This is a genomic window from Kribbella sp. DT2 (assembly GCF_049844575.1).
In the GTDB taxonomy this organism is placed as follows: domain Bacteria; phylum Actinomycetota; class Actinomycetes; order Propionibacteriales; family Kribbellaceae; genus Kribbella.
The window spans coordinates 1-24,312 of the sequence record NZ_JBNCLH010000020.1; the positions used below are offsets into that span (position 1 = coordinate 1).

A 24,312-nucleotide genomic window follows, 5' to 3' on the forward strand; every position below is an offset into this window, starting at 1 on the left:
TTGTCGCCACGAGCCACCAAGATCGCTGGCCCGTATTCGCAGACGCAACATTCAGTCAGCTCCTTGCCGTCGGTGGGGGCCGGCCGCGGGGGGGGCGGCGCCCCCGGCGGTTCTGGTTGATGCTCAGTGCGAAGGAGCCTCCGGTACGGCCGGGCGTTCACCCCGTACGTAGCCTTCGACGTAGATGTCCGGCTCCAGGTAGATGTGCTGGGACATCGGCTCGGCCTCGCGCACCGCGGCCTCGGCCGCGTTGATCGCGGCCGCGACAGCGGCGGCGTCGGAGCCGGGCTCGACCGCGACCTTCGCGGCGACCAGCACCTCTTCGGGGCCCAGGTGCAGGGTCTTGATGTGGATCAGCTTCTGGACGCCGGGCACACCCTCGATCGCCGCGATGATCTTCTGCTGCGCCTCGCGGGTCGCCGATTCGCCGAGCAGCAGGGACTTCATCTCGATCGCCAGGAAGATCGCCACCACGACCAGCAGCGCGCCGATCGCCATCGAGCCCGCGCCGTCGAACACACCGTTGCCGGTGGCAAGGGTCAGTACGACGCCGATCAGTGCCAGCACCAGACCGGTCAGCGCGGCGAAGTCCTCGAGCAGGATCACCGGCAGCTCCGGCGACCGCGCGTTGCGGATGAACCGCGACCACGACACGTGCCCGCGGACCTTGTTCGCCTCGACGATCGCAGTCCGGAACGAGAACGACTCCATCACGATCGCGGCGACCAGCACCACGACCGGGACCCACTTCCAGTTGTCGATCCCGTGCGGGTCGTGGATCTTGTGGTACCCCTCGTACAGCGCGAAGAGTCCACCGACGCTGAACAGCACGATCGCCACGATGAACGAGTACACGTAGCGTTCCCGGCCGAAGCCGAACTGGTGCAGCTCGTCGGCCTGCCGCTTGGCGCGCTTGGCGCCGACCAGCAGCAGGACCTGGTTGCCGGCGTCGGCCAGCGAGTGGATCGCCTCGGCCAGCATCGAGGCCGACTGGGTCAGGCCCCAGGCGGCGAACTTGGTGATCGCGATTCCGGTGTTCGCCAGCAGTGCCGCGACGACGGCCTTGTTACCGCCACCAGCCATGTCGGTCAGTCCTCCAGAGATTCAGGGGGGCTACAAATCGCCAGGAAATCAGCGAGCGGACACGACGAACGCCGTGCCGGAACCACGCAGGTTACAGGGTCCTTCGGGTCCACGAAGGAACGCGGACTGGCCACCGGCCAACGCTTCGGTCTCATCGGTGCCCTCGGCACCCACCGTGACCTCGCCGTCCACCACAGCGACGATCCGCGCGCCCTCCGCCGGTACGACGACGGCGTCGCCCGCGAGGTCGACCCGCCGGACGGCGAAGTACGGGCTGCCGGTCTCGTACGCCGTCACGCCCGGAGCCACGGACACCCCGCGCAGCAGCGGGTCGGCCAGCGGCTCGAAGTCGATCACCGAGACCAGCTCGGGGACGTCGACGTGCTTGCTGGTCAGACCGCCGCGGAGCACGTTGTCCGAGTTGGCCATCACCTCGAACCCGGTCCCCCGCAGGTAGGCGTGCACGTTCCCCGCCGGCAGGTAGACCGACTCGAACCGCTCCAGCCGAACCCGGTTGAGCAGCAGCGCAGCCAGTACGCCGGGGTCGTCGGGGAAGTCGACCGCAAGCCGCGCAAGCGTCTCCGCCTCGACGAGAAACTCCCCAGCGGGGGCGCGGGCAGGGGCGGGGGCGGTGTCGCCGGAGGCGCCGGGAGCGTCGTCGGCGGCGGCAACACGAGCGTCCACCTCCGCAACGCGAGCGTCGACGTCCGCGTCGGCAACGCGAGCGTCCACGTCGCCAACGCGAGCGTCCACGTCAACAACGCGAGCGTCGGCATCGGCACCGGGAGCATCGGCATCGGCGGCGCCAACGCGGGCGTCCGCGACGTACCGGTCGCAAGCGGCGCCCAGCGCCGCGACCAGCGGACGGATCGCATCCCGGTCGCTGCTCATGAACTCGGTGAACGCCTCGCGCAGCTTGCCGTCCCGCAGCGACGCGGTGAGCCCTTCGAGGGCTGCGGCGTCGAGGGCTTCGAGTAGTGCGACGGTCCGGTCCAGCGGCCGGAAGCCGACCAGTGCGTCGAACGGCTCGAGCGCGATCAGGATCTCCGGCTTCGGCCAGGAGTCCTTGTAGTTCCGGTCGCCCGCGTCCCGCGGGATGCCGGCCTCCTCGTCGCGCCGGTACCCGTCGACGGCCTGCTCCGGCGACGGGTGCGCCTGGATCGACAACGGCTGCGCGGCGGCCAGGATCTTGGCCAGGAAGGGGAAACGCCCGTCGAACCGCTCGGCCGTCTCCGCACCCAGAACCTCGGAAGGCGAGGCCGACACCAAGTCGTACAGCGACTCCCCCGACGGCAGCACGGACGGCGCCGACTCGTGCGCGCCCATCCACAGCTCAGCCTGCGGCGAACCGTCCGGCGAAACCCCGAGCAGCGCCGGGATCGCCGTCGGCGATCCCCACGCGTAGTCCCGCACGGTGTTGGACAGTCTGGCTACCACGCCGTCACCCGCACCCTCGTCATGCCGTCACTCACGCCGCATCATGTCGTCGCTCACGCCTCGTCGTGCCATCGCTCATGCCGTCACTCACGCCGCATCATGTCGTCGCTCACGCCTCGTCGTGCCATCGCATGCCGACACTCACCAAGCCGGATCGACGGCCGGGTTCCCCGGGACGATCGGGGTCTCGGTCGCCTCGGTGCCGTACCGGCCGAGCCCGATTCCCAGGTACGCCGCGGCGTACCGCCCGTGCTGGGTCAGCGCCGCGTACCGCGCGATGTCGGTCCCGCTGGCCTGCTTCACCACGTGCACGCGGACGTCGTTGCGCTCAGCCTTCTCCTCGAGCTGCCGGCGGTGCTCCGCGACACCGGCGTCCTCGACGCCGTCGTCCAGGATGACCAGGCCGGGACGCAGGTCGTCGGATCCCTCGAACGGGTCGGCGAAGAGGTCACGCGGCGGCTGGTTCAGCACCGGCAGCAGGTGTCCCGCGTCGGCGGCGAGCGCCGGACGGCCGCTGGCCAGCCGGAGCGCTTCGACGACACGACGCGCGGCACGCGCGGCCAGGACGGACCCGCCCCAGACGAGCGGCATCGCGTCCGCGAGCATCAGCGACAGGTCCTTGGCCGGGTTCGACGCGACGTCGTTGTTCGGCGAGCACTCGATCGCGACGTCGTCCAGCAGCGTCGCGACGGCCTTGGCGTCGACGACCGGGCCGAGCTCCATCTGGTGCAGCCCCTGCAGTACGGCGACCGCCGCGGCGAGCTGGTCGTCGGACTGCGACGGCAGGCGGATCGCGTGCCGCGAACCGGCCGAGGCCTGGGCGATCGGCGAGTCCGCCGGGCAGGCGACCATCAGGCCGCTGCCACGCCGTACGGCCTCGGAGGCGGCGGACATGGCCTCTTGGTCAGCGGCCGTGCCACCGAGCACGATCACCAGGTCGAGCGGACCGGTCCAGCCCGGCAGGCCGGGACCGGGCCACGCCACGAACGGCACCGGGCAGACCGGCTCGAGCACCGCACGGACCAGGCGAGCGTCCCGGCCGGCCGCGACGATCGCGCGCGGGCGGAAGCCGTCCGAGTCGAGCTTGGACAGCACCTCCTCGGCGGCGTCGATCTCGGCCCGGACGCGGGCTCCGGCGCCGGCGAGCCGGCGCAGCAGGTGGTCGGTCGCTTCGAGGGCGGCGGGGTCGTCCAGCCGCGAGTCGTCGAAGGAGCTCATCAGCGGGTTTCGGCCTCTTTGGTCTCCCGGGCTTCGTCGATCAGCAGCACGGGGATGTCGTCGCGCACCGGGTAGGCCAGCGCGCAGCCGGCGTTGGTGCAGATCAGCTCGTTGGCCTCGTCGTCCACGCGGAACTCGGAACGGCACTTCGGACAGACCAGGATGCTCAGCAGGTCGGGGTCCAGGTTCACTGCCATCAGTTCTTCTCCTCCACCGGTGCACCGGTGATCAGGGCCAGTACTTCGTCCCGGACACGCTCCATGGTGGCGGCGTCCCCGGCCTCGACGTTCAGCCGCAGCAGCGGCTCGGTGTTGGACGCGCGGACGTTGAACCACCACTGTCCCGCGTCGACCGTCAGACCGTCCAGATGGTCAACGGTAGTCCCGTCCTGCCCGGCGTAGGTGTCCTCGATCGCGGCGACCGTGGCGGCCGCGTTCTCGACCCGGCTGTTGATCTCGCCGGAGGCCACGTACCGCTCGTACTTGGCGAACAGCTCGCTGGCCGGCCTGTCCTGCTCACCGAGCGCGGCCAGCACGTGCAGCGCGGCCAGCATTCCGGTGTCCGCGCGCCAGAAGTCGCGGAAGTAGTAGTGCGCCGAGTGCTCGCCACCGAACACGGCGTCGGTCTCGGCCATCTGCTGCTTGATGAACGAGTGCCCGACCCGGGCCCGGATCGGCGTCCCGCCGTGCTCGGTGATCAGCTCCGGCACCGCCTTGGAGGTGATCAGGTTGTGGATCACCGCGGAGCCCGGGTGCTTGGCCAGCTCCCGGACGGCGACCGCGCCGGTGATCGCGCTCGGCGAGATCGGCTGACCGAGCTCGTCGATCACGAAGCAGCGGTCGGCGTCACCGTCGAAGGCGAGCCCGAGGTCGGCACCGACCTCGACCACCTTGGCCTGCAGGTCGACCAGGTTCTTCGGGTCGAGCGGGTTGGCCTCGTGGTTCGGGAAGTTGCCGTCCAGCTCGAAGTACAGCGGGACGATCTCGACCGGGCCGGTGGCGAAGACAGCCGGCACGGTGTGCCCGCCCATCCCGTTGCCGGCGTCGACGACGACCTTCAGCGGCCGGATGCCGGTCAGGTCGACCAGGTCGTTCAGATGATCGGCGTACGCCGTGAGCAGGTTCTTGCGGGTCACCCTGCCGGGCGCCGGGACGCTCGGGATCGGGTCGGCGACGGTCTTGGCGACCAGGTCCGCGATGTCCCGCAGGCCGGACTCCGCGCCGACCGGCGAGGCGCCGGCCCGGCACATCTTGATCCCGTTGTACTTGGCCGGGTTGTGGCTCGCGGTGAACATCGCGCCGGGCAGCTGAAGCCGCCCCGACGCGAAGTACAGCTGGTCGGTCGAGGCCAGACCGATGTCGATCACGTCGACCCCGGTACTGGCCGCCCCCTCGGCGAACGCCGCCGCCAGCGCGGGGCTGGACGGGCGCATGTCGTACCCGATCACGACCGCGCCCGGACCGGCGAGCACGTCGAGCACCTCGACGAACGCGGCACCGGTCGCCCGGGCCACCGCCTCGTCGAACTGGTCGGGGACGACCCCGCGTACGTCGTACGCCTTGAAGATGGCAGCTACGTCAACCATGAACGGACCCTATCCGGCCCTGGGCGTGCCCCGCTCACCAGGCACGCCCAGGCTGTGGACAACGGAGTCAGTTCTCGAACCAACCCGGGTTCTTGCGGTGGTGCACGGTCGGCAGCCGGCGCGGGCTGGTGGGTGCCGCCCAGCGGACCGCGTTGCCGAGGATCGTCTGGACTCCCGGCTGGTGGTACGTCGGGTACTCCTGGTCGCCCGGGCGGAAGTAGAAGACCCGGCCCTGGCCGCGGCGGTAGCAGCAGCCGGAGCGGAACACCTCGCCGCCGGAGAACGAGCTGACGAACACCAGCTCGTCCGGCTGCGGGATGTCGAACAGCTCGCCGTACATCTCCTCGCGCTCGATCACCAGCGGGTGCGGGACCCCCTGGGCGATCGGGTGCCCGGCCGCGACGGTCCAGAGCAGCTCGCGGTCGTTCTCGGAGCGCCAGTCGAGCGAGCAGGTCGTCCCCATCAGCTTGATGAAGATCTTCGAGAAGTGGGCCGAGTGCAGCGCGATCAGACCCATCCCGGACAGCACGTGCTTCTGCACCCGCTCCACGATCGCGTCGTCGACGTCGCCGTGCGCCGCGTGACCCCACCAGGTGAGCACGTCGGTGTCGGCGAGCACCTCCTCGGTCAGGCCGTGCTCGTCCTGCTGCAGCCAGGCGGTGCGCACGGTGGCGTCCTCGCCGAGCTGGGCACGGACGGCCGCCGCGATCGTCTCGTGCATCGTGTCGGGGTAGACCTTCTGGACCGACGCGTCGCGCTGGTCGTGGACGTTCTCGCCCCACACCGTGACGTTAACCATTGAGCACAACCTCTCGTCCTGCCTTCGCCGAGGCGTAGCAGGCGTCGATGACCTGGGTCCGGAGCAGAGCCTCCGAGCCGTTGTGGGCAGTCCAGTCGCCGGCCCGGACGATCGCGACGAACTCGCTGACCACCGCCCGGTGACCGAGCCCGGCACCGGTGGCCGGACGGACCTCGGCCGGTACGCCGCCGACGTCGGTGTAGATCCGCAGCGTGTCGGTGGTGGTGTAGTTCTGCACCTCGATCTTGGCGCCGCCCTCGGTGCCGAACAGCTCGATGCCGAAATTGTCACCGGGGGCCCGGTACGTCGCCCAGCTGGTCTCGAGCTGCAGCGCGCCGCCGCCCTCGAGCCGCAGGTACGCCGTGGCCAGGTCCTCGACCTCGAACTTCGAACCGAGCGTGTCGACGGTCGGCCGGATCGTGCTGCTCGCGCTGCCCCGGCCGCGCGGGCCGAGCTCGGCGAACGTGCTCGCGCTGACCGTGGTGACCTTCGGCTCCTGCAACAGGTGCAGGGCCATGTCGAGGATGTGCACGCCGAGGTCGATCAGCGGGCCGCCGCCGGACAGCTCGCGGTTGGTGAACCAGCCGCCCATGCCGGGGATGCCGTTGCGGCGCATCCAGTGCGCCTTGGCGTAGTAGATCCTGCCGAGCTGGCCCTCGTCGATCTGGTGCTTCAGTGCCGCGACGTCGCCGCGCTCGCGGTGGTTGAAGATCACCTTGAGCACCTTGCCGGCCTTCTTCGACGCCTCGACCATCGCCAGGCCCTCGTCGACCGTGCGGGCCAGCGGCTTCTCGCAGAGCACGTGCAGCCCCTGGTCCAGCGCGGCCAGCGCGATCGGGGCGTGCAGCTGCGTCGGCGTACCGATGCTGACGGCGTCCAGGCCGCCGTCCTGCAGGAGGTCCTCCCACTTCTCGTAGAGATGCGGTACCCGGTGCTTCTCGCCGAGCTCGGCCAGGATGTCCTTCTCCAGCCCGGCCAGCGCCACCACCTCGACATCCGGCAGCTCCGAGAACGCTTCGAGTGCGGTCCGCCCGGCAAAGCCGAGACCGACCACTCCGACCCGTAGTTTTTGATCGTTCACAGGTCAGGAGTCTTGTCAGTACCTGACGACGCGGTCAACCTCATCCCACGCTACGAAACACATTCGAACAACAGAACCCAAACCGACCGCAGCTGTTGAGAGCGCGTCAGCCCTGTTCGGTGTTGCCCTGGTTCTGCGTGTTGCTGGGGTCCTGGAGCATGCGGAGGTGGCCTCGGCGGGCGACCTCGACCGGGGCACCGGGTGTGGTGGAGCCGGGGCGGCCGGTGTCGCGCGGCGGTAGCGGCCGGGCGGCTTCCCGTACGGCGTTGGCCAGCGCTTCGAGGTCGTCGGACGAAGGGCCTGCTGCCGCCGGGTCCGGAGCGAGCCGGATCACTTCCCAGCCGTTCGGCGCGGTCAGCCGGTCGGCGTGGTCGGCGCAGAGGTCGTAGCAGTGGGGTTCCGCGTAGGTCGCCAGCGGGCCGAGGACACAGGTGGAGTCGGCGTACACGTACGTGAGCGTCGACACCGCCGGTCGATGACAGGCGGCGCGCGAACAGATCCTGGCGATGCTCACGACCAGACGTTACCCCCACTAGGCTGAGGGCGTGACCGAGGCTCGCCGTCATCGCAGGCACATCGACCGGCACGGCCGGGGCATGCTCGGGCCGATCAGCCGGCCGAGCAGCTTCGCGCCGCGTGGACTCCCGCTGCAACGCTCGTCGGCGGCGCAGTTCGACGAGGTGGTCGCGATCGAGGTGACGCGGCTGGAGAAACGGCTGCCGCAGGTGGTGGCCCGGGTCGAGTTCGCGATCGAGGACGTGCCGAACCTGGACGCCCACGCGGGCGAGATCCCGTTGACGCACTCCACGGGCGGCACGTCGCACGAGCCGTACCGGATCGTCGTCTTCCGCCGCCCGATCGAGCTCCGCGCCGAGCGCTCCGGCGCCGGGCTGGCCTGGCTGGTCCGCTCAGCCCTCGTCCTCGAGCTGGCCGACGTACTGGCGCTGTCGCCGGAGCAGATCGACCCGGACTTCGACGCCGAAGAGGACTAGGGCGTGTCTGGCAGTTCCCCGTCGTAGCGAGCAGGTGCTCGGTGCGGTAGCTCGGAGTGCTGGAGTGAAGCCCTCGATGTTTTTCCATCGTGGGCTTTGCTCCAGTGCTCCGAGGTGCCGTGCCGAGTGCCGCGCAGTAGGCGGGGAACTGCCAGACACGCCCCACCTACTTCAGCGCGGCGCCGACGTCGGGCTGAGCTCCGAGCTGGGCCCGGAAGACCAGCGACGTCGTCAGCGGCCAGACGGCGACCTGCGGGACATCGTCCTCGTCAGGCTTGGGGGCGGGCATCAGCGTGACGCCCGCGACGATGTCCCCGCGCAGCTGCTCGACCATCAAGTACGTCGGCTTCGCCTGCGGCTTGAACGTGATCAGCGTGGTCGCCCCACCCACCAGGTCGACCGACCGTGCCTGGACCATCTTGTTCGCCGCGTCCCGCAGCTCGAACTTGACGCCGGCCGTCTCCCCCGGCGCCGTCACCTGCAGCACCGCGGGCTGCGTGTGCGCCGGCAGCACCAGGTACGCCGGACCGCGCAGCGGCTCGGTCGCGCCGATCGACGCGAACTCCCGCACGGTCGAGTCCGTCACCCGCGCCGACGCCGTCACCGGCTGGTCGGAGGTGATCGTGACCGCGGACGCGTCCCCGTGCAGCACCTTCTCGAGCCGGATCACCTTCACCGACCCGGCCGGGATCTGCATCGTCGACAGCCCGGCGGGCTTGAACGGCCCGTTCGGCCCGTTCACGGTGATGTTCGCCGTGGCCTGCAGGTCGGTCGGGTTCGCCACGGTCAGGATCCGGACGCCACCACCGGGCGCGATCGCCGGTACGACGACCTTCTCCGCCGGCGTCGCCGACTGGTTCAGCCAGTCAACACCGGCCGCGACCTTGCCGGTCGTCGCGTTGTCACGCACGGCGGGAGCGACCCGGCCGCCGGTCGACTCGACGTGCAGCGCCAGATCACGCTGCCCGGCCGCGACCTGACCCAGGTAGATCTCAGTGGTCCCCCGCGCCGGTACGACGACGCCGCGCGCGTTCGGAGCATCCAGCTGCCCGCCCGGCCCGTACAGCGTGACGTTGACCTCGGCGTTGATGCTGTCCAGGTTGGTCAGGACCAGTACGTCGCGGCGGCCCGGCGCACCCGACGCACCGACGAACCAGAACGACGAACCCGGTACGACGCACGGAACGCTCGCCATGCCCCGGTTCACGCCCTCGGGCGCGGTCGTCGTCGCGGTCGCCGCCGTCCCGGCCGCCAGCGGACCGGTGCCCTGGATGCCCAGGGTCGTGAGCTTGCCGGTCGGAGCGGTCGTGGCGATCCGCCCGCGGGCGAGCACCGAGCCGACCGGGTTGGCGGTCGCGTCGAGCGGTGCGATCGACAGCGGCGCCTCGTCCCCGGACGCCGTCGGCGTCCCGTCGGGAAGCGTCGGGGCGACCGCGCTGACCAGGCTCTGCGTCTTCACTCCCGCGCCGGGCACCGGGCAGGCCAGGGCCGTCCGGTTCACGACCGTCCGGGCCGGCTCCTCGACGCCCTCGGCGCGAGTGGTCGCCGCCTTGGGCTTCGTCACGACGCCGACGCCGCCGGCCAGGGCCAGCGCGAGCACGCAGGCACCGATCCGGAACTTGAAGTCCGACAGCAGGGCGGTCACGAGCTCCTCCGGGCGTGGGTGCCGTGCGGTACGGCGACGGTCCGCCGCGCGCTCGGCAGGCAGAAGATCAGCGCGATCAGCCAGGCGATGATCCCGAGCACCCGCCACAGGCTCCGCACCTCGGACTCGACCGGCGTCCTGCCCTCGATCTTGGTCCGGTCGACGAGCCAGGACGCGTCGTTGTCGGCGGCGCTGGCCCGGGTCAGGCCGGGCAGCGAGTCGAGCGTGGACATCAGCGTCGGGTCGACCGGCGCCGGCAGGTACACGTAGTCGACGGCGAGCGCGGCGAGCTGCCGCCCTTCCTCTCCGGTGCCACCGCCGCCGAGCGCGGACAGCACGTCCGTGATCGGCTTGGTCTGCTCGGGCTTCGGCGCCGCTTCCAGCGCGCCCATCCGCGGCCCGCCCTCACGGACCAGCGAGAACCGGGTCGCACTGGTCGGGTCCTTGCGCACGACCAGGATCGACGCGTTCTGCGGTGGACCTTGCGAGGAGACCAGGTACGCCGGGAGGTCCTGCGCCGGGCCACGCCACAGCGGCCCGTCGTCACCTCGGACGAGCCAGAACCCGGCCGTCACGACCGAGGCGACCAGCACCACGCCGAGCACACCCTGGGCGATCAGGTCGGACGACTTGCCGATCGAGTCCCAGGCGACGGTGACGGTCATGATCCAGCCGGCCGTCATCAGGAACATCAGCGGACCGCTGCCACCACCGAGCCGGCTGGCGATCAGCGTCCCGGCCAGTCCGGCCAGTGCGGCGAACCAGCCGACCAGCTCGTACCGCTGGCGGGTCTCCCGCGTCAGCGCCAGCAGGGCCACCACGATGAGCGGTACGGCGAACCACCAGGGCGCGGGCGCGCCCGCCGGCGTACCGGTCAGGAGGTTGGCCAGGCTGTCGCCCGGGCCGACGGCCGCGGTCGGCGGGCCTCCCGCCTCTTGGCCGAGGCGTGACGGGTGCAGCACCAGCTGGATGGTCCACGGCAGCACCAGCACCAGACCGAGCACCACCGAGAACACCAGCTGCCGCCCCTGACGACGCCAGCCCAGTCCGAGCACCGCTCCGGCGGCCAGCGCGATGCCGACCAGCAGACCGAGCGCCGGGGTGAAGGCGAACAGGACGGCCTGGCAGATCCCGGCGAACCACGCCGCCCGCCAGCTGCCCTGGATGACCACGCGCCGGCGTCGCGCGACCGTGTGCACCGCCGCACCGAGCAGCGGCAGCACGATCGCGGCCACCACCGTCCCGATCCGGCCCTGCGAGATCGCACCGTTCGTGAACACCGCCAGCCCGTACGCCGAAGCGCCCCACGCGCGGGCGACCCGGTCGACGACGAAGGCCCGCAGCAGCGCCCACGCGGCCAGTGCGGCCAGCGGGATCGCTCCGAGCAGCAGCAGGTTCGTCGCGCCGGACGGGCCGAAGGTGATCGTCGACAGGGCCCAGAACTGGGCCAGCCAGGCCGGCGGCGTGACGCCTTCCGGCGCGGCGGCCGCGGCGTGCCACAGAGCCGCGAGGCTCTCGTGCGGCGGAAGCATCAGGTTGGACCGGAGCACGCCGCTGCCGATCAGGCCGCGGGCGGCGACGACCGCGCCGATCGCGAGCACCACCCACGCGACCAGGAACGGCCGGCGGATCAGCTGCCGGCGCCAGCGCGGCTGGTCGACCGCGACCCGGGCCGTGCTCTTGGCACGGCGGGCCGACGTCGGCGCCTGCTCCTCGGGCTCGTCGGCCCAGGCCTCGCGCAGCCGCTCGGTGATTGTGCTTCCGGTCTCCTCCAAGTTGTGCCGCAGCGCGTGCACGGACCGGGAGAACAGTCCCTTGATGTCGTCGTACGGGACCTTGTCGAGACGGCGGCGGTCCTTGCGGGCCTGTGTCCAGCCGCCGGCCAGCACCGTGCCGAGCAGGGCGGTCCACTCGTCGACGGCGCCGGACGGCGTCTTGCCGATCAGGAACCAGGCCGAGCGGACGACCGTGCCGGCCAGGAAGCGCAGGATCAGCAGCGGCAGGAGCTTGCCCGGCGCGTTGGCCAGGACGGTGTAGTAGGCGTGGGCGCGGTCCAGCTGGTACGCGTGCCGGCGGGTGCCGGCCAGGGCGCGCTCGCCGGTCGCGGCGGCCTGGGCGTGGTAGACGACCGCGTCGGGCGCCACGCCGACCTGGAAGCCGGCCCGGCTGGCCCGCCAGCCGAAGTCGAGGTCGTCGCGGAACATCGGCAGCCGCGGGTCGAACCCGTGCAGCGTCTGCCAGACGTCGCGGCGGACGAGCATGCCGGCCGAGCTCACCGAGAGCACCTGGCGTGGCTGGTCGTGCTGGCCCTGGTCGAGCTCACCGGCCTCGATGCCGGTGTCGCGCCGGCCGCCGAGCGACGTGCTGACGCCGACCTCGAGCAGCTCGCGGTCGCGTGGCCAGAGCCGCAGCTTGGGTCCCCAGATCCCGGTCTCCGGCGACAAAGTTGCCTGAAGCAACAGTTGTTCGAGCGCCTTGGGGGCGGGTGCGCAGTCGTCGTGCAGCAGCCAGAGCCACTCGACGACGGGGGTGTGGCCGTCGTCGCCGTACGGGCCGACCGCGGACGGGATCGGCGCGAAACCGACCGTTTCCAGGCCGCGGGTGACCGCCGTACCGAAACCGGTCCGGGCGGACAGGCTGACCACCGGCTCGACGCCGGGCATCTCGGCCAGCAACTGGGCGGTGTCGTCGGTGGAACCGGTGTCGATCGCGATCAGCCGGTCGGGGCGGCGGGCCATCGCCCACAGGGCCTCGGTCAGCCGGGGCAGCCAGGCGGCGCCCTCGTGCCCGACCACGACCGCGGTGACGACGTGCCGGACCGGTGCGCGACCCATGGGGTCTGTGGTGAGTCCGGTCGGGAAGTCGACGGCGTCGAAAAAGTCCCAGCCGGCCGGAGCTTCGGGTTCCATCAGGAGCGCTGCACCTCAAGGGGAAGGATCGGCCTGCCGCGAGCCCTGAGGTCACGGCGAGGTCTCACCTTACGCGAAGTGCGCAGGCCCCTGTACACAGCCGCGGGCCCCGGTGGACAGAGTCCGGCCGGGGCCTCACGCGGAAGTCTTGTTCGGTTGTTTTGCTACTGACACAGCGGCGACGGCGGGGTGGCAGGGCACCACGCCCGTCGATCCGTGGGTCTCTAGACGGCCTTCTTCTTCAGCTTGCGGCGCTCCCGCTCCGACAGCCCGCCCCAGATCCCGAAGCGCTCGTCGTTCTGCAGTGCGTACTCGAGGCACTCGCCCCGGACGTCACAACCGAGGCAGACCTTCTTCGCCTCGCGGGTGGAACCGCCCTTCTCCGGGAAGAAAGCCTCTGGATCGGTCTGGGCGCACAGCGCCCGTTCCTGCCAGTTCGGCTCCTCCTCGATCGCCTCACCGTCGACAATCGCCATCAGCGTTTCTGTCACGGTACGACCTCCTCGACCCTGTTCGTTCCCCTGTACATGTGGAGTTTGCGGTCCACATGCCTGACCTCGACCGTTCTGTGTGCTGAAAACGGTCCCCGATACCGAGTGTCCAACGAACGACACGGTTGAAATTACATTCCTGCAATCCACGAAAGTCAAGCCGTGGTCTGCTATTGGCGGTATCCGCAACACGGCTGCAAAAGAACGAGAGGCCTGTGTACACAGGCCTCTCGGACTCTTCACTGCCGCGTCAACCACCGGAAACCGCTCCAGGATCGGCACGATCGCGCCGACCTGGAATGCGTTGTCCCACGCATCCGCCGCTCGGCGCACCGTCGATCAGGACGGCTGCGACCACCAACCCTGCTGCCCGGCCTGACCCTGACCGCCCGGCTGCTGCGGCTGGTCGTCGTCCTTCGGGTCGTCGGCCGCGTCCTCGGAAACCCGCGGGTCCACCCGGGTCTCGTCAGCGGCGTCGGCGTCCGGCTGGGCCTGCGGCGCGGCGGCCGGTGCGGCCTCCTCGCCCTGCCAGGTCTGGCCACCCTGCTGCCAGTCCTGGTCCGACCAGCCCTGCTCGCCCGGGACCTGACCGGCCTCGTGCTGCGGCTGCTCGGCTACGTCGTGCGCGGCGGCCTCGTGCAGACCGGCGTCGTGCTGGCCGACCTCCTGCTGGCCGGCCTGGTGCTGAGCCGGCTCCTGGCCCTGCCACTCGGGCTGACCCGGCTGGCCGTACTGCGAGGCCTCGGTGCCACCCCACTGCTGCTGGCCGGCGTCGGCGCCGCCCCACTGCTGCTGCTCCTGCGGCCACTGCTGGCCCTGGGCGTCAGCGCCACCCCACTGCTGCTGCCCCTCGGGGCTCCACTGCTGGGTCGGCTCGACGCCCTGCGCCTCGGCAGCCGCCCAGGCCTGCTGGTCGCCCTGCGGCTGGTCGTCACCGGCGGACCAGGCCGGCTGCTGCTGCTCGCCCTGGTTCCAGCTCTGCTCCTGCGGCCACTGCTGGTCGCCACCGTGCTGAGCGGCCGCGTAACCACCGGCAGCGCCCGCGGCGGCACCGGCAGCGGCGCCCGCGCCGTACTGGCCGTACTGGCCCTGGGGCGCCTGGCCCTGCTCGTACTGGTTGCCGTAGGCGCCGTACTGCTGGCCCTGCTGGCCCTGCTGGCCGCCGTACTGCTGACCCTGCTGAGCACCCTGAGCGCCGTACTGGCCGCCGTACTGGCCCTGGCCCTGGCCGGCGAACTGGCCCTGCTGGGCCGGCTTGGGGACGCGCACCGGGGCGGGCAGCGTCTGGAAGGTGTTGAGGATGTAGTAGCCGGAGGCGCCGTACAGGGCCAGCCCACCGAGGCCGACCAGGAAGCCGGCGATCTTCGGGCCGACGTCGCTCGACGAACCGAACACGGCGAAGACCGTGATCAGCATGACCAGCGCGGCCAGGCCGACGACGACCAGCGCGGCCAGCGCGACGGTCCGGGCGTTCTGGGTGCGCTCACCCGCTTCCGCCACCAGCCACACCGCGACGGCGGGCGCCGCGGCGAGCAGCAGTCCGGACAGCTCGAGCGGGGTGAGTACGTTGCGTACCCCGCTGGCGGAGGCGGTGAACCCGGCACCGCCGACGAACAGCTGAAGCAGCGAGGCCAGGGCGACCAGGCCTGCGAAGGCGAGAAGGATGTACGCGACCGGCTCTCTGAGCTTCTTGGTTGCGTCGGTGACCACGAGGGCTCCTCGGGATGTTGGGGGCCGTGCGTTATTCAAGGCAACTGACGGATAACACACTTCGGAACGGTGTCAGACGCATGGCAGCATAGTCGTGCGGTGGCTCGTCCGATTGACGACTCGTGCAGACTCTTCCCATGCGATTGACAGTGCTGGCCGGTGGCATCGGCGGATCCACCTTCCTCCGCGGCCTGCTCAAGGCCCGTCCGGACGCCGAGATCACGGTGATCGGGAACACCGCGGACGACATCACCCTGTTCGGTCTGCGGGTCTGCCCGGACCTGGACACGGTGATGTACACCCTCGGCGACGGGATCTCCCAGGAGCGCGGCTGGGGACGTGAGGACGAGACCTGGGTGATCAAGGAGGAGCTCGCGGCGTACGGCGTGGAGCCGACCTGGTTCGGCCTGGGCGACCGGGACGTGGCGACCCACCTGGTCCGGACCCAGATGCTGGACGCGGGGTACGGGCTGACCGCGGTCACCGAGGCGCTGTGCGCCCGGTGGAAGCTGCCGGTCCGCCTGCTGCCGATGAGCGACGACCGGGTCGAGACCCACGTCGTGATCGACGACCCGGACAGTCCGGGGGCGAAGAAGGCGATCCACTTCCAGGAGTACTGGGTCCGTCTGCACGCCGAGGTGCCCGCGCACCAGATCGTCCCGGTCGGGTCCGAGAAGGCGAAGCCGGCGCCGGGTGTGCTGGAGGCCATCGCGAGCTGCGACGTGCTGATCCTGCCGCCGTCGAACCCGGTCGTCTCGATCGGCACGATCCTCGGCGTGCCCGGGATCCGGGAGGCCGTGCGCGACACCGCGGCCCCGGTGATCGGGCTGTCGCCGATCATCGGCACCGGCCCGGTCCGTGGCATGGCCGACAAGGTGCTCGCGGCCGTCGGCGTCGAGTCGACCGCCTCGGCGGTCGCCCGGTACTACGGTGCCCGCGCCCGCGACGGCGTGATCGACGGCTGGCTGATCGACACCTCCGACGCCGCCCAGCTCGACTCGATCGCCGGAGCCGGAATTCACGCCCAGGCGGTGCCGTTGTGGATGACGGACGAGACCACGACCGCGGCGATGGCCGACGCGGCCCTGAGCCTGGCGGAGGCTGTACGGCGATGAGGAAACACCTGGAGATCTTCGCGGTCACCGGACTGCCCGAGGTTGCGGCCGGGGACGACCTGGCCGCGCTGATCGGCGACGCGGCCGACCTGCGCGACGGCGACGTGGTCGCGGTGACGTCGAAGATCGTCAGCAAGGCGGAGGGCCGGCTGACCACCGGGAGCCGGCAGGACGCGATCGACGCCGAGCTGGTGCGGGTCGTGGCGCGGCGTGGGGAGACCCGGATCGTGCAGACCCGGCACGGGCTCGTGTTGGCCGCAGCGGGGACCGACACGTCGAACACGGCGCCAGGGACAGTGCTGCTGCTGCCGGTGGACCCGGATCGGTCGGCGCGTGAGCTTCGGGCCGCGCTGAAGGCCCGGTACGACGTGAACGTGGGCATCGTGGTGACGGACACGCTCGGGCGCCCCTGGCGGGTCGGGCAGATCGACCTGGCGATCGGTGCTGCCGGCGTACGGGTGGTCGAGGACCTGCGCGGGTCGACGGACTCACACGGGAACGTGCTGGCCGTGACCGAGCCGGCGGTGGCCGACGAGATCGCCTCCGCGGGCGAGCTGGTGAAGGGCAAGGCCGACGGGGTGCCGGTCGCCGTGCTGCGGGGGCTGGCGGACGTCGTACTGGCTGTTGGGGAGGACGGGCCGGGCGCGCGGGCACTGGTGCGCGACGCGGAGAACGACATGTTCAGCCTGGGGACCAGGGAGGCCGCGCGGGCCGCCGTACTGGAGCGGACGCCGCCTGGCGGGCCCCGCGAGGTCGACCCGGCGCTGTGGGACGGCGTGCTCGCGGACGACGAGGACGTGCACCTGGAGGTGCTGGAGACCTCGGTCGTCGTCTTCGGCGACAACCCGGTCGCGGTCGGGATCATCGCCGAACGCCTGGCCGTTCTGCTGCACGCCGAGGGCTACGGAGTCGCTGTCCGCACGGGTTCGGGCAGTGAGGCGACGGTCACGTTCGGCTCACGGTCGGACTGACTTTCTAGGCAACTTCTCAGGCTGGCTGCGTACACTGCATCCGCACGGCGGCGCCGGACCGCCCGGATCGGAAGACCAATCACTGTGGGTAAAGCGTCGTCGCAGAAGCAGTCGCGCCGCGAGATGGTAGAGAAGATGCAGCGGGACCAGGCCCGGTCCGACAAGCGCCGCACCCTGCTCATCGTCGCGGCCTCGATCGTGGTCGGCCTGGCGATCATCGCCTACCCGGCGATCAAGCTGATCCAGGACTCCCGGACCCGTGACCAGGCCCTGTCGTCGTTCGGCTCGGCGGCCTCCGGCGCGTCGTGCGACAAGATCGTCGACGACAAGGCCAGCGGTACGCAGGACCACAAGCCGGACGGCGAGCCCATCGCCTACCCGGTCTCGCCACCGTCGTCGGGCCCGCACTACGCCACCTGGGCGCCGTTCGGAAAGAAGTTCTACACCACCGACGACCGGCCCCCGGTGCCGAACCTGGTGCACAACCTCGAGCACGGCTACACGATCCTCTGGTACCGCGACACCCTGCCGCAGGACCAGGTCGACCAGATCGAGAACATCTCGAAGGCCAAGCTGCCCGACTCCTCGCTCGGCAAGTTCATCGCGGCCCCCTTCAAGGAGGCGGACGGACTCGCGTGGCCCGAGGGCAAGAACGTCGCCTTCTCCCACTGGAGCGGCAACGCGCAGGGCGCGACCACCGCGCTGGGCCACCGTCAGTTCTGCGGCTCGGTCTCCGGTGAGGCCCTGACCCAGTTCATGGACAAGTACCCGGCCATGGACGCCCAGGAGCCCAACGGCGGCTGATCTCCACCTCTGCCTGAAAGGGCACCCGATCCACGGATCGGGTGCCCTTTTGCCGTACGGCGTACCGCAGGCTCAGACGTAGCGTTCCGCGTGGTCGGACTGGACCTGGGCGACCAGGTCCTTGACGCGTTCGCCGTCGGCCAGGGGGCAGACCATCGTGACGTCGTGGGTGTGGACGATGATGTGGCCGCGCAGGCCGACCGCGGCGATCAGGTGGTCGGGGTCGTCGGTGACGATCACGTTGTCGTTGGAGTCGAGCAGGCAGCTGAGCGCCGAGCCGTCGTGACGGTTGCCCTTGGCATCGACCTCGTAGGTGCCGGCGAGGGCGGCCCAGGAGCCGACGTCGAGCCAGTGCACGGGCATCGGGACGACGACCACGTCGGCGTCGACCTTGCCCTGGGAGGCCGGTTCCATCACGGCGTAGTCGACCGAGATCTTGCGCAGCGTCGGGTAGATCGCGGCCAGCGTCGCGTCCCGCTCGGGGGTGTCCCAGACCGAAGCGACCTGCCGCAGCTGCGCGGCCGACTCGGGCAGCAGCGCGTCGAGCACGCTGAGCACGGTCTCGGCGCGCCAGACGAACATGCCGGAGTTCCACCAGAACCGCCCGGTGGCCAGGTACTCCTCGGCGGTCGCGCGGTCCGGCTTCTCGCGGAACCGGTCGACCACGTACGCCGCCGTACCGTCGATCGCGTCGCCGCGTTCGACGTACCCGAGCCCGGTGTGCGGGTGGGTCGGCTCGATGCCGAACGTGACCAGCGACCGCGGCCGCTGCTCGACCAGCTCGAAGCCGCTCTCGATCGCCTGCCGGAACTCGGCCTCGGGCGTGATCAGGTGGTCCGACCCGACGATCGCCAGGACGGCGTCCGGATCGTTGCGCGCCACCACGGCCGAGGCCAGGCCGACCGCGTTCGCGGTGTCGCGCCCGACCGGCTCGCCGATGATGTTGTTCTCACCGAGCTCGGGCAGCTCCTCGCGCACGAGGTCGGTGTGCGCCGCGACGGTGCAGACGTAGATGTTCTCCGGCTCGACCAGCCCGATCAGCCGGTCGTACGCCACCCGCAGCAACGAGTTCCCCGCCGCCAACGGCAGCACCTGCTTGGGCTTGTCCGCCCGGGACAACGGCCACAACCGAGTCCCCGACCCACCCGCCAGAATCACCACGTTCCGCATGAGGAAGAACCCTACCTGCCCGCCCGACCAGACAACCCCACCTGCTGGTCTACCTTCAGCCGGCCGGTTCCTCCGGCTCCGGCACCTCACAAGCCGGCCCCTCAGGAATCGCCGGTGCGGGAACGGCCGGCGGCAGCCGCAGGTGAGCCATGTCCGCGGGCACCTGAGCGCCCGGCACCCAGATCCGGTCGGACTCGCCGTCGATCCCGGTGGCCGGAGCGTCGGTGAGCCGGAAGCGGTCCCGTAGGCGGCCGTAGAAGTCGGTCGGCCGGAGCCGGACCAGCCGCAGCGGACGTGTGGAGCCATAGACACCGATCCAGTCGCCCGGGTCGAGGACGCCGCGGAGCTGGCCGTCGATGCTGACCGCGGCCTGGCCGGAGTGCGGCAGCACGCGCAGGCCGATCGGCTCGTCGGGCGCCGCGATGACGCTGCGGTTGAAGGTCATGTGCGGAGCGACCGGCGTGAACACGATCGCCTCCGTGTTCGGCGACAGGATCGGTCCACCAGCGGCGAAGCTGTACGCCGTACTGCCGGTCGGTGTCGCCACGATCACCGCGTCCGCCGAGTACGACGCGAGCAGCCGGCCGGACAGGTACACCCCCAGCGCGACCTGGTGGTCCCGCGCCAGCTTCTCCAGCACGACGTCGTTCAGCGCGGTGACGTCCAGCGCGACGCCCCAGCTGTCCCCGTCCCCGTCGGGCCGTACGGCGGGCGGCGGCAACGACGGCCCGTGCCCGTACCGCAGCAGGGCGTCGATCCCGGCCGGGATCTCCAGCGCCCGCGACGCGCGCATGGTCAGCGTCATCCGCTTCTCGATCGTGGCCTCGTCGCGGTGCACCGCCTCGAGCGCCTCCTCGACGTCGCTGCAGGCCACCTCGGTCAGGAACCCGACCTTGCCGAGGTCCACGCCGAGCACCGCGGCGTCGTTCTTCGCCGCGATCCGGGCCCCTCGCAGGAACGTCCCGTCCCCACCGAGCGTGACGACCAGGTCCGGGTTGCCGGCGTGGTGCAGCTCGTCCATCCCGCCGCGACGGTCCTCGTGCAGCTTCCACACGTCGATGTCGGTGCAGCCGATGTCGTTGGCCTTGCACCAGGCACGAACCACGTCGGCCGCCTGGACTGCCAGCGGACGGCCCTGGTGCACGACCAGGCCGAGGCGACTGATGGGCACGGCGTTCTCCTTCGGCTACGGCGGGACCGGTCAGCACAACGGTAGGGCTTCCGGACAAGATCGCCACCGACGGCCGACATTTCCCTGACATTCGCTCGGCAGGGTGGCCGGTATGACCACGACACGACTCTTCCGCTGGGCCCCGCTGCTGCTCGTCGCGGTGCTCGCCACCGGGTGCTCGGCCGGCGCCTCAGCCGGTACGGCGGACAAGACGCCCGACATCGCCACACTGACCACCCCACCGCCGTCCTCCGGCAAGCCGTCCGGGACGCAGAGCCGGGCAAGCGACCCGGACGCCGGGCGGCCGCGGGAGCGGATCGACATGACCGACGCCGACCGGGACCGGCTGTACCAGGGCTACCTGACCTGCATGAAGGACAACGGCATCGACGTACTGGCCGAGCGGTCGAAGCCGAAGGAGCCCGGTGTCCTGGGCAGCGGCGGCCGGACCACGGACCCGGCGAAGGCGAAGAAGGCCGGCGCGGCCTGCGAGAACAAGCTGCCGCTGCCGGCCTGGGAGATCGACGCGAAGAACCCGGACGCGATCGACTTCGGCCGCAAGGTCGTGGCGTGCCTGAAGACCAAGGGCGTCAAGTACGTCGAGCTGTCGACCGGGAACGACAGCGGCATCGTCGGCCCGTCCCTCGGCGGCCCGCAGAACGACGCCGAGTCGATCCGCAAGGGCATGAACCTCACTCCCGAGTGCCAGCGCGAGGTGGCCGGCAAGTGAGCTCACTCGGTACGCCGGGGCGCCGCTTCCGGTCTCGGCGGGCAGTCGCGCTGGTCGTCGGGGCGGCGCTGGTGGCCGGCGCGGGCTACGCGGGCTTCCGGATCTTCGACCGGCCGGCGCCGGCTGTTGCTTCCGACGGACCGGACCCGGCGGAGACGGTGGCCGTAGAGCGGACAGATCTGTCTCAGGCCCGCGAGCTGTCCGGCGATCTCGGCTACGGCGGCAAGAAGACCGTGAAGGCCCGTGCGACCGGCACGATCACCTGGCTGCCCAAACCCGGTACGACGATCAACCGCGGCGACGTCCTGCTGCGCGTCGACGACAAGCCGATCGTGCTCTTCTACGGCAGCACCCCGCTCTTCCGCACGCTTGGTCCGCCGAAGAAGCCGGCGACCCCACCGGCGACCCCACCGACGACCCCACCGCCGCCTCCCGCCAAGCCCGTGAGCGGACCCGACGTCAAAGTGGTCAAGCAGAACCTCGCCGCCCTCGATTTCCTCGGCACCACCGGCAGCGACAGGCTCACCGCCGCGACCACGACCGCGATCAAGCACTGGCAGAAGTCGCTCGACCTCGACCAGACCGGCATCCTCGATCCCACCTCTGTCGTCGTCCTGCCCGGCGCGCTCCGCGTGGACAGCCTGAACGTGGCCGTCGGCGACCCCGCACCGGCCGACGTCCTCGGAGTCACCTCGACCGAGAAGCTCGTCACCCTGCCCCTCGACGCCGACGACACAGCCGGCGTACGGGCCGGGCTGAAGGTGAAGCTCACCCTGCCCAACGGCAAGTCGACCACCGGGACGGTCCGCGCGGTCAGCACCGACGCGGCTCCACCGCCGAGTGACGGCAGCCCGGCCGACGGCGGGAAGAAGCCGCAGGTGACCGCCTCCGTCGCCCTCGACCAGCAGGCCGCGGCGAACGGGATCGACTCCGGCCCGACCACCGTGACCGTGCCCGGCGCGGTCCGCAAGGGCGTGCTCGTCGTACCGGTCGCCGCGCTCCTGGCCCTGCGCGAAGGCGGCTACGCCGTTCAGGTCGTCAACGGCACCACCACGTCGCTGGTCGGCGTGAAGACCGGAATGTTTGCCGATGGCAACGTCGAGGTCACCGGCGCGGGCCTGCAGGCCGGGCAGAAGGTGGTGACCACCTCATGACGACCCCGGTCGTCGAGCTCCGCCACGCCGTCAAGCAGTACGCCGGTGGAGTGCGTGCCCTCGACAACGTCTCCCTCCGCATCGACGCCGGTGAGCTGCTGGCCATCGTCGGCCCGTCGGGCTCCGGAAAGTCCACGCTGCTCAACCTGATGGGCACCCTCGACCGCCCGACCGAAGGCACGGTCGAGCTCCAGGGCCACGACGTCACCGCCCTGTCCGACCGGCAACTCTCCGCCCTCCGCGGCCGCTCGATCGGCTTCGTCTTCCAGCAGTTCCACCTGTCCGACGGCCACACCGCCACCGAGAACGTCGCCACCGGCCTCCTGTACGCCGGTACGCCGCGCCGCCACCGCAAGCCGCTCGCCCTCGAAGCGCTGGACAAGGTCGGCCTCAGCCACCGCGCCACCCACCGCCCCCACGAGCTCTCCGGCGGCGAACGCCAACGCGTCGCCATCGCCCGAGCCCTCGTCAACAACCCGGCGCTGGTGCTGGCCGACGAGCCGACCGGCGCCCTCGACACGGCCACCGGCCAAGCGGTCCTGCAGCTCCTCACCACCCTCCACGCCACCGGCACGACGATCGCCGTCATCACCCACGACCGCGAGATCGCCGCCCAACTCCCCAGAAAAGTCGAAGTCCGCGACGGCCGCCTGGTGAACACATGAAACGCCGCACCGAAATCACGGCACCTGTTCGCCTGGCACTTTCTGACCTTCTGCTGCTGGGACTCACGCGACTCAGGACAAGGCCTCTAAGAGCTGCCCTCTCGGCGCTCGGCATCTCCATCGGCATCGCGACCGTGGTCGTCGTCACCGGCATCCCTGCCTCCAGTCAACAAGCAGTCATGGACGAACTGGCCAACCTGGGCCCCGATCTCCTCAGAGCAGCAGCCGTCCCGGATCAGTCCCACAGCGACACCCCCGCCGGCTTGCCCGAGGCATCGATCGGGATGGCGGGCCGGATCGGCCCGGTGCAGGAGACCAGCGGCGTCGCCAACGTGCACGCGGGCGTCCGCCGTACCGACAAGGTCGACTCCACCGGCACCGGCATCACCGTGCTCGCCGCCAAGCCGAACCTCCTCCCGTTGCTCGGAGCAAAGATTCACTCCGGCACCTTCCTGACGACGGCCAACGAGCACTTCCCCACCGTCGTCCTCGGCGCGAAAGCCGCCACCTGGCTGGGAATCACCGACCTCCCACCCGGGCAACCGAAGCCGAGGATCCTCCTCGACGACACCTGGTTCACCGTCGTCGGCATCCTCGCCCGATCACCCCTCGCACCGGACGTCGAGCAATCCGTCCTCGTCGGCTGGGACGCCGCCAAGACCACCCTCGCCTTCGACGGCCGCCCCTCGGTCGTCTACGTCCGCGCCACCGACACCTCCCTCGAAGACGTCCGCGCAGTCCTCGGCCGAACCCTCAACCCCGAACAACCCGGCCTCGTCCAGGTCAGCCGCCCGTCCGAAGCCCTCGCCGCCCAACGCATCACCCAGAACGCGTTCTCCACCCTCTTCCTCGGCCTGGCCGGCGTGGCCCTCCTCGTCGGCGGCATCGGCGTCGCCAACACCATGGTGATCTCGGTGCTCGAAAGACGCCGCGAGATCGGCCTGCGCCGGGCCCTGGGCGCCAACCGAGGCCAGATCCGCGGCCAGTTCCTCACCGAGTCCGTCGTGCTCTGCACGATCGGCGGCCTGCTCGGCGCCGTCCTCGGCATCCTCGGCGTAATCGGCTACGCCAACTCCCAGGGCTGGCCGGTCGTGATCCCCGCCAACGCCCTGCTCGCGGGAGTCGGCGCGAGCATCGTGGTCGGCGTCCTCGCGGGCGTCTACCCCGCCGTACGGGCGTCCCTGCTCACCCCCACGGAGGCCCTCGCCGCCGACTAGCTGTACCGAATGCAGATTGGCGCACCGCCCGGGAGTGCGCCCAAGCGACATCGCCGACGCGGCCGGGAAAGTAGTGGCAGAGGTACCGACCGACAGGACGTCTCAAGACTCGCCGGACCACGATCCCGCGGTTCGCGCCTGGATCCTGCTCCCCCGCGCGCCTCGAGCAGGAGACCTCCTGTCGGTCGGTCCCGCACACGACCCCGCCAGCCGGGCCGGTGGGCCGCAGAGCGGGTTGGCGGCGGAGCTAGTTAGCGGTTGACAGGCAGCAGGCCGCGGGCAGCAGGCAGTTGTCTAGCGCAATTGTCAGGATCTCGTCCCGGTGCACCGGAGTACGTCGGAAGCAACGGAGCCTCGACCTACAG

Annotated in this window: 22 protein-coding genes; 8 read left to right on the forward strand and 14 right to left on the reverse strand. The window is 70.9% G+C overall.

Annotated features, from left to right (window positions below; translation table 11 throughout):
- Window positions 1-123 precede the first annotated feature (123 nt).
- From ACLQ2O_RS41425 to ACLQ2O_RS41460, 8 genes are all read right to left on the reverse strand, one after another.
- On the reverse strand, window positions 124-1,083 hold the full coding sequence (locus tag ACLQ2O_RS41425) for a cation diffusion facilitator family transporter (RefSeq protein ID WP_425843294.1): 960 nt from the start codon (window positions 1,081-1,083) through the stop codon (window positions 124-126).
- A 48-nt stretch (window positions 1,084-1,131) separates the two neighbouring features.
- Window positions 1,132-2,520: a mannose-6-phosphate isomerase, class I gene (gene manA / locus ACLQ2O_RS41430; protein WP_425843296.1), complete on the reverse strand. Its 1,389-nt coding sequence runs from the start codon at window positions 2,518-2,520 to the stop codon at window positions 1,132-1,134.
- 141 nt (window positions 2,521-2,661) lie between these two features.
- On the reverse strand, window positions 2,662-3,738 hold the full coding sequence (locus tag ACLQ2O_RS41435; protein ID WP_425843298.1) for an SIS domain-containing protein: 1,077 nt from the start codon (window positions 3,736-3,738) through the stop codon (window positions 2,662-2,664).
- A complete protein-coding gene (locus ACLQ2O_RS41440) occupies window positions 3,738-3,935 on the reverse strand; it encodes a Trm112 family protein (RefSeq protein WP_425843300.1) in 198 nt (65 codons plus the stop codon). The genes ACLQ2O_RS41435 and ACLQ2O_RS41440 overlap by 1 nt, the downstream gene beginning before the upstream one ends.
- The gene (locus ACLQ2O_RS41445) at window positions 3,935-5,323 is read right to left on the reverse strand and encodes a phosphomannomutase/phosphoglucomutase (RefSeq protein ID WP_425843302.1); all 1,389 of its coding nucleotides are present in this window, start codon (window positions 5,321-5,323) and stop codon (window positions 3,935-3,937) included. Before ACLQ2O_RS41445 ends, ACLQ2O_RS41440 begins: the two co-directional genes overlap by 1 nt.
- A gap of 67 nt (window positions 5,324-5,390) precedes the next feature.
- Entirely contained in the window at window positions 5,391-6,122 is a 732-nt protein-coding gene (locus ACLQ2O_RS41450; protein ID WP_425843304.1) for a ThuA domain-containing protein, read from the reverse strand.
- Window positions 6,115-7,203, reverse strand: a complete 1,089-nt coding sequence (locus ACLQ2O_RS41455; RefSeq protein WP_425843306.1) for a Gfo/Idh/MocA family protein — start codon at window positions 7,201-7,203, stop codon at window positions 6,115-6,117. Before ACLQ2O_RS41455 ends, ACLQ2O_RS41450 begins: the two co-directional genes overlap by 8 nt.
- 106 nt (window positions 7,204-7,309) lie before the next feature.
- Complete coding sequence (locus tag ACLQ2O_RS41460; RefSeq protein ID WP_425843308.1) at window positions 7,310-7,717, reverse strand: DUF3499 domain-containing protein; 408 nt, start codon at window positions 7,715-7,717, stop codon at window positions 7,310-7,312.
- A 31-nt stretch (window positions 7,718-7,748) separates the two neighbouring features.
- On the opposite strand from ACLQ2O_RS41460, the gene ACLQ2O_RS41465 reads away from it, so the two are divergent.
- Window positions 7,749-8,195 (forward strand): metallopeptidase family protein, encoded by a 447-nt coding sequence (locus ACLQ2O_RS41465; RefSeq protein WP_425843310.1) that lies wholly within the window; start codon window positions 7,749-7,751, stop codon window positions 8,193-8,195.
- Window positions 8,196-8,361: 166 nt separating this feature from the next.
- On the opposite strand, the gene ACLQ2O_RS41470 is transcribed toward ACLQ2O_RS41465, so the two are convergent.
- The 4 genes from ACLQ2O_RS41470 to ACLQ2O_RS41485 all read right to left on the reverse strand — a co-directional run bounded on the left by ACLQ2O_RS41470 (window position 8,362) and on the right by ACLQ2O_RS41485 (window position 14,950).
- Window positions 8,362-9,840 carry a DUF5719 family protein gene (locus ACLQ2O_RS41470; protein ID WP_425843312.1) on the reverse strand — a complete coding sequence of 493 codons (1,479 nt, stop codon included), beginning with the start codon at window positions 9,838-9,840 and terminating at the stop codon, window positions 8,362-8,364.
- Entirely contained in the window at window positions 9,837-12,749 is a 2,913-nt protein-coding gene (locus ACLQ2O_RS41475) for a glycosyltransferase (protein WP_425843314.1), read from the reverse strand. Before ACLQ2O_RS41475 ends, ACLQ2O_RS41470 begins: the two co-directional genes overlap by 4 nt.
- A 224-nt stretch (window positions 12,750-12,973) precedes the next feature.
- Entirely contained in the window at window positions 12,974-13,225 is a 252-nt protein-coding gene (locus ACLQ2O_RS41480) for a WhiB family transcriptional regulator (protein ID WP_020389877.1), read from the reverse strand.
- A 354-nt stretch (window positions 13,226-13,579) separates the two neighbouring features.
- Window positions 13,580-14,950 (reverse strand): hypothetical protein, encoded by a 1,371-nt coding sequence (locus tag ACLQ2O_RS41485; RefSeq protein ID WP_425843316.1) that lies wholly within the window; start codon window positions 14,948-14,950, stop codon window positions 13,580-13,582.
- 137 nt (window positions 14,951-15,087) lie between these two features.
- Between ACLQ2O_RS41485 and cofD the strand changes: the two genes are divergently transcribed.
- From cofD to ACLQ2O_RS41500, 3 genes are all read left to right on the forward strand, one after another.
- Window positions 15,088-16,065: a 2-phospho-L-lactate transferase gene (gene cofD / locus ACLQ2O_RS41490; RefSeq protein ID WP_425843318.1), complete on the forward strand. Its 978-nt coding sequence runs from the start codon at window positions 15,088-15,090 to the stop codon at window positions 16,063-16,065.
- On the forward strand, window positions 16,062-17,036 hold the full coding sequence (locus ACLQ2O_RS41495; RefSeq protein WP_425843320.1) for a coenzyme F420-0:L-glutamate ligase: 975 nt from the start codon (window positions 16,062-16,064) through the stop codon (window positions 17,034-17,036). The genes cofD and ACLQ2O_RS41495 overlap by 4 nt, the downstream gene beginning before the upstream one ends.
- A 135-nt stretch (window positions 17,037-17,171) precedes the next feature.
- On the forward strand, window positions 17,172-17,840 hold the full coding sequence (locus ACLQ2O_RS41500; RefSeq protein ID WP_425843322.1) for a DUF3105 domain-containing protein: 669 nt from the start codon (window positions 17,172-17,174) through the stop codon (window positions 17,838-17,840).
- Window positions 17,841-17,912: 72 nt separating this feature from the next.
- Here ACLQ2O_RS41500 and ACLQ2O_RS41505 read toward each other — a convergent pair whose 3' ends face one another.
- Together ACLQ2O_RS41505 and ACLQ2O_RS41510 are read right to left on the reverse strand one after the other, a co-directional pair.
- Window positions 17,913-19,010 carry a mannose-1-phosphate guanylyltransferase gene (locus ACLQ2O_RS41505; protein ID WP_425843324.1) on the reverse strand — a complete coding sequence of 366 codons (1,098 nt, stop codon included), beginning with the start codon at window positions 19,008-19,010 and terminating at the stop codon, window positions 17,913-17,915.
- Between the two features lie 55 nt (window positions 19,011-19,065).
- On the reverse strand, window positions 19,066-20,181 hold the full coding sequence (locus ACLQ2O_RS41510; RefSeq protein WP_425843326.1) for an NAD(+)/NADH kinase: 1,116 nt from the start codon (window positions 20,179-20,181) through the stop codon (window positions 19,066-19,068).
- A gap of 112 nt (window positions 20,182-20,293) precedes the next feature.
- On the opposite strand from ACLQ2O_RS41510, the gene ACLQ2O_RS41515 reads away from it, so the two are divergent.
- The 4 genes from ACLQ2O_RS41515 to ACLQ2O_RS41530 are packed head-to-tail and all read left to right on the forward strand — an operon-like array spanning window position 20,294 to window position 23,947.
- Window positions 20,294-20,911 carry a hypothetical protein gene (locus ACLQ2O_RS41515; protein ID WP_425843328.1) on the forward strand — a complete coding sequence of 206 codons (618 nt, stop codon included), beginning with the start codon at window positions 20,294-20,296 and terminating at the stop codon, window positions 20,909-20,911.
- Window positions 20,908-22,065, forward strand: coding sequence for a peptidoglycan-binding protein (locus ACLQ2O_RS41520; protein ID WP_425843330.1), 1,158 nt, complete (start codon window positions 20,908-20,910; stop codon window positions 22,063-22,065). Before ACLQ2O_RS41515 ends, ACLQ2O_RS41520 begins: the two co-directional genes overlap by 4 nt.
- Window positions 22,062-22,730: an ABC transporter ATP-binding protein gene (locus ACLQ2O_RS41525; RefSeq protein ID WP_425843332.1), complete on the forward strand. Its 669-nt coding sequence runs from the start codon at window positions 22,062-22,064 to the stop codon at window positions 22,728-22,730. Before ACLQ2O_RS41520 ends, ACLQ2O_RS41525 begins: the two co-directional genes overlap by 4 nt.
- Entirely contained in the window at window positions 22,727-23,947 is a 1,221-nt protein-coding gene (locus ACLQ2O_RS41530; protein ID WP_425843334.1) for an ABC transporter permease, read from the forward strand. Before ACLQ2O_RS41525 ends, ACLQ2O_RS41530 begins: the two co-directional genes overlap by 4 nt.
- Window positions 23,948-24,312: the final 365 nt, after the last annotated feature.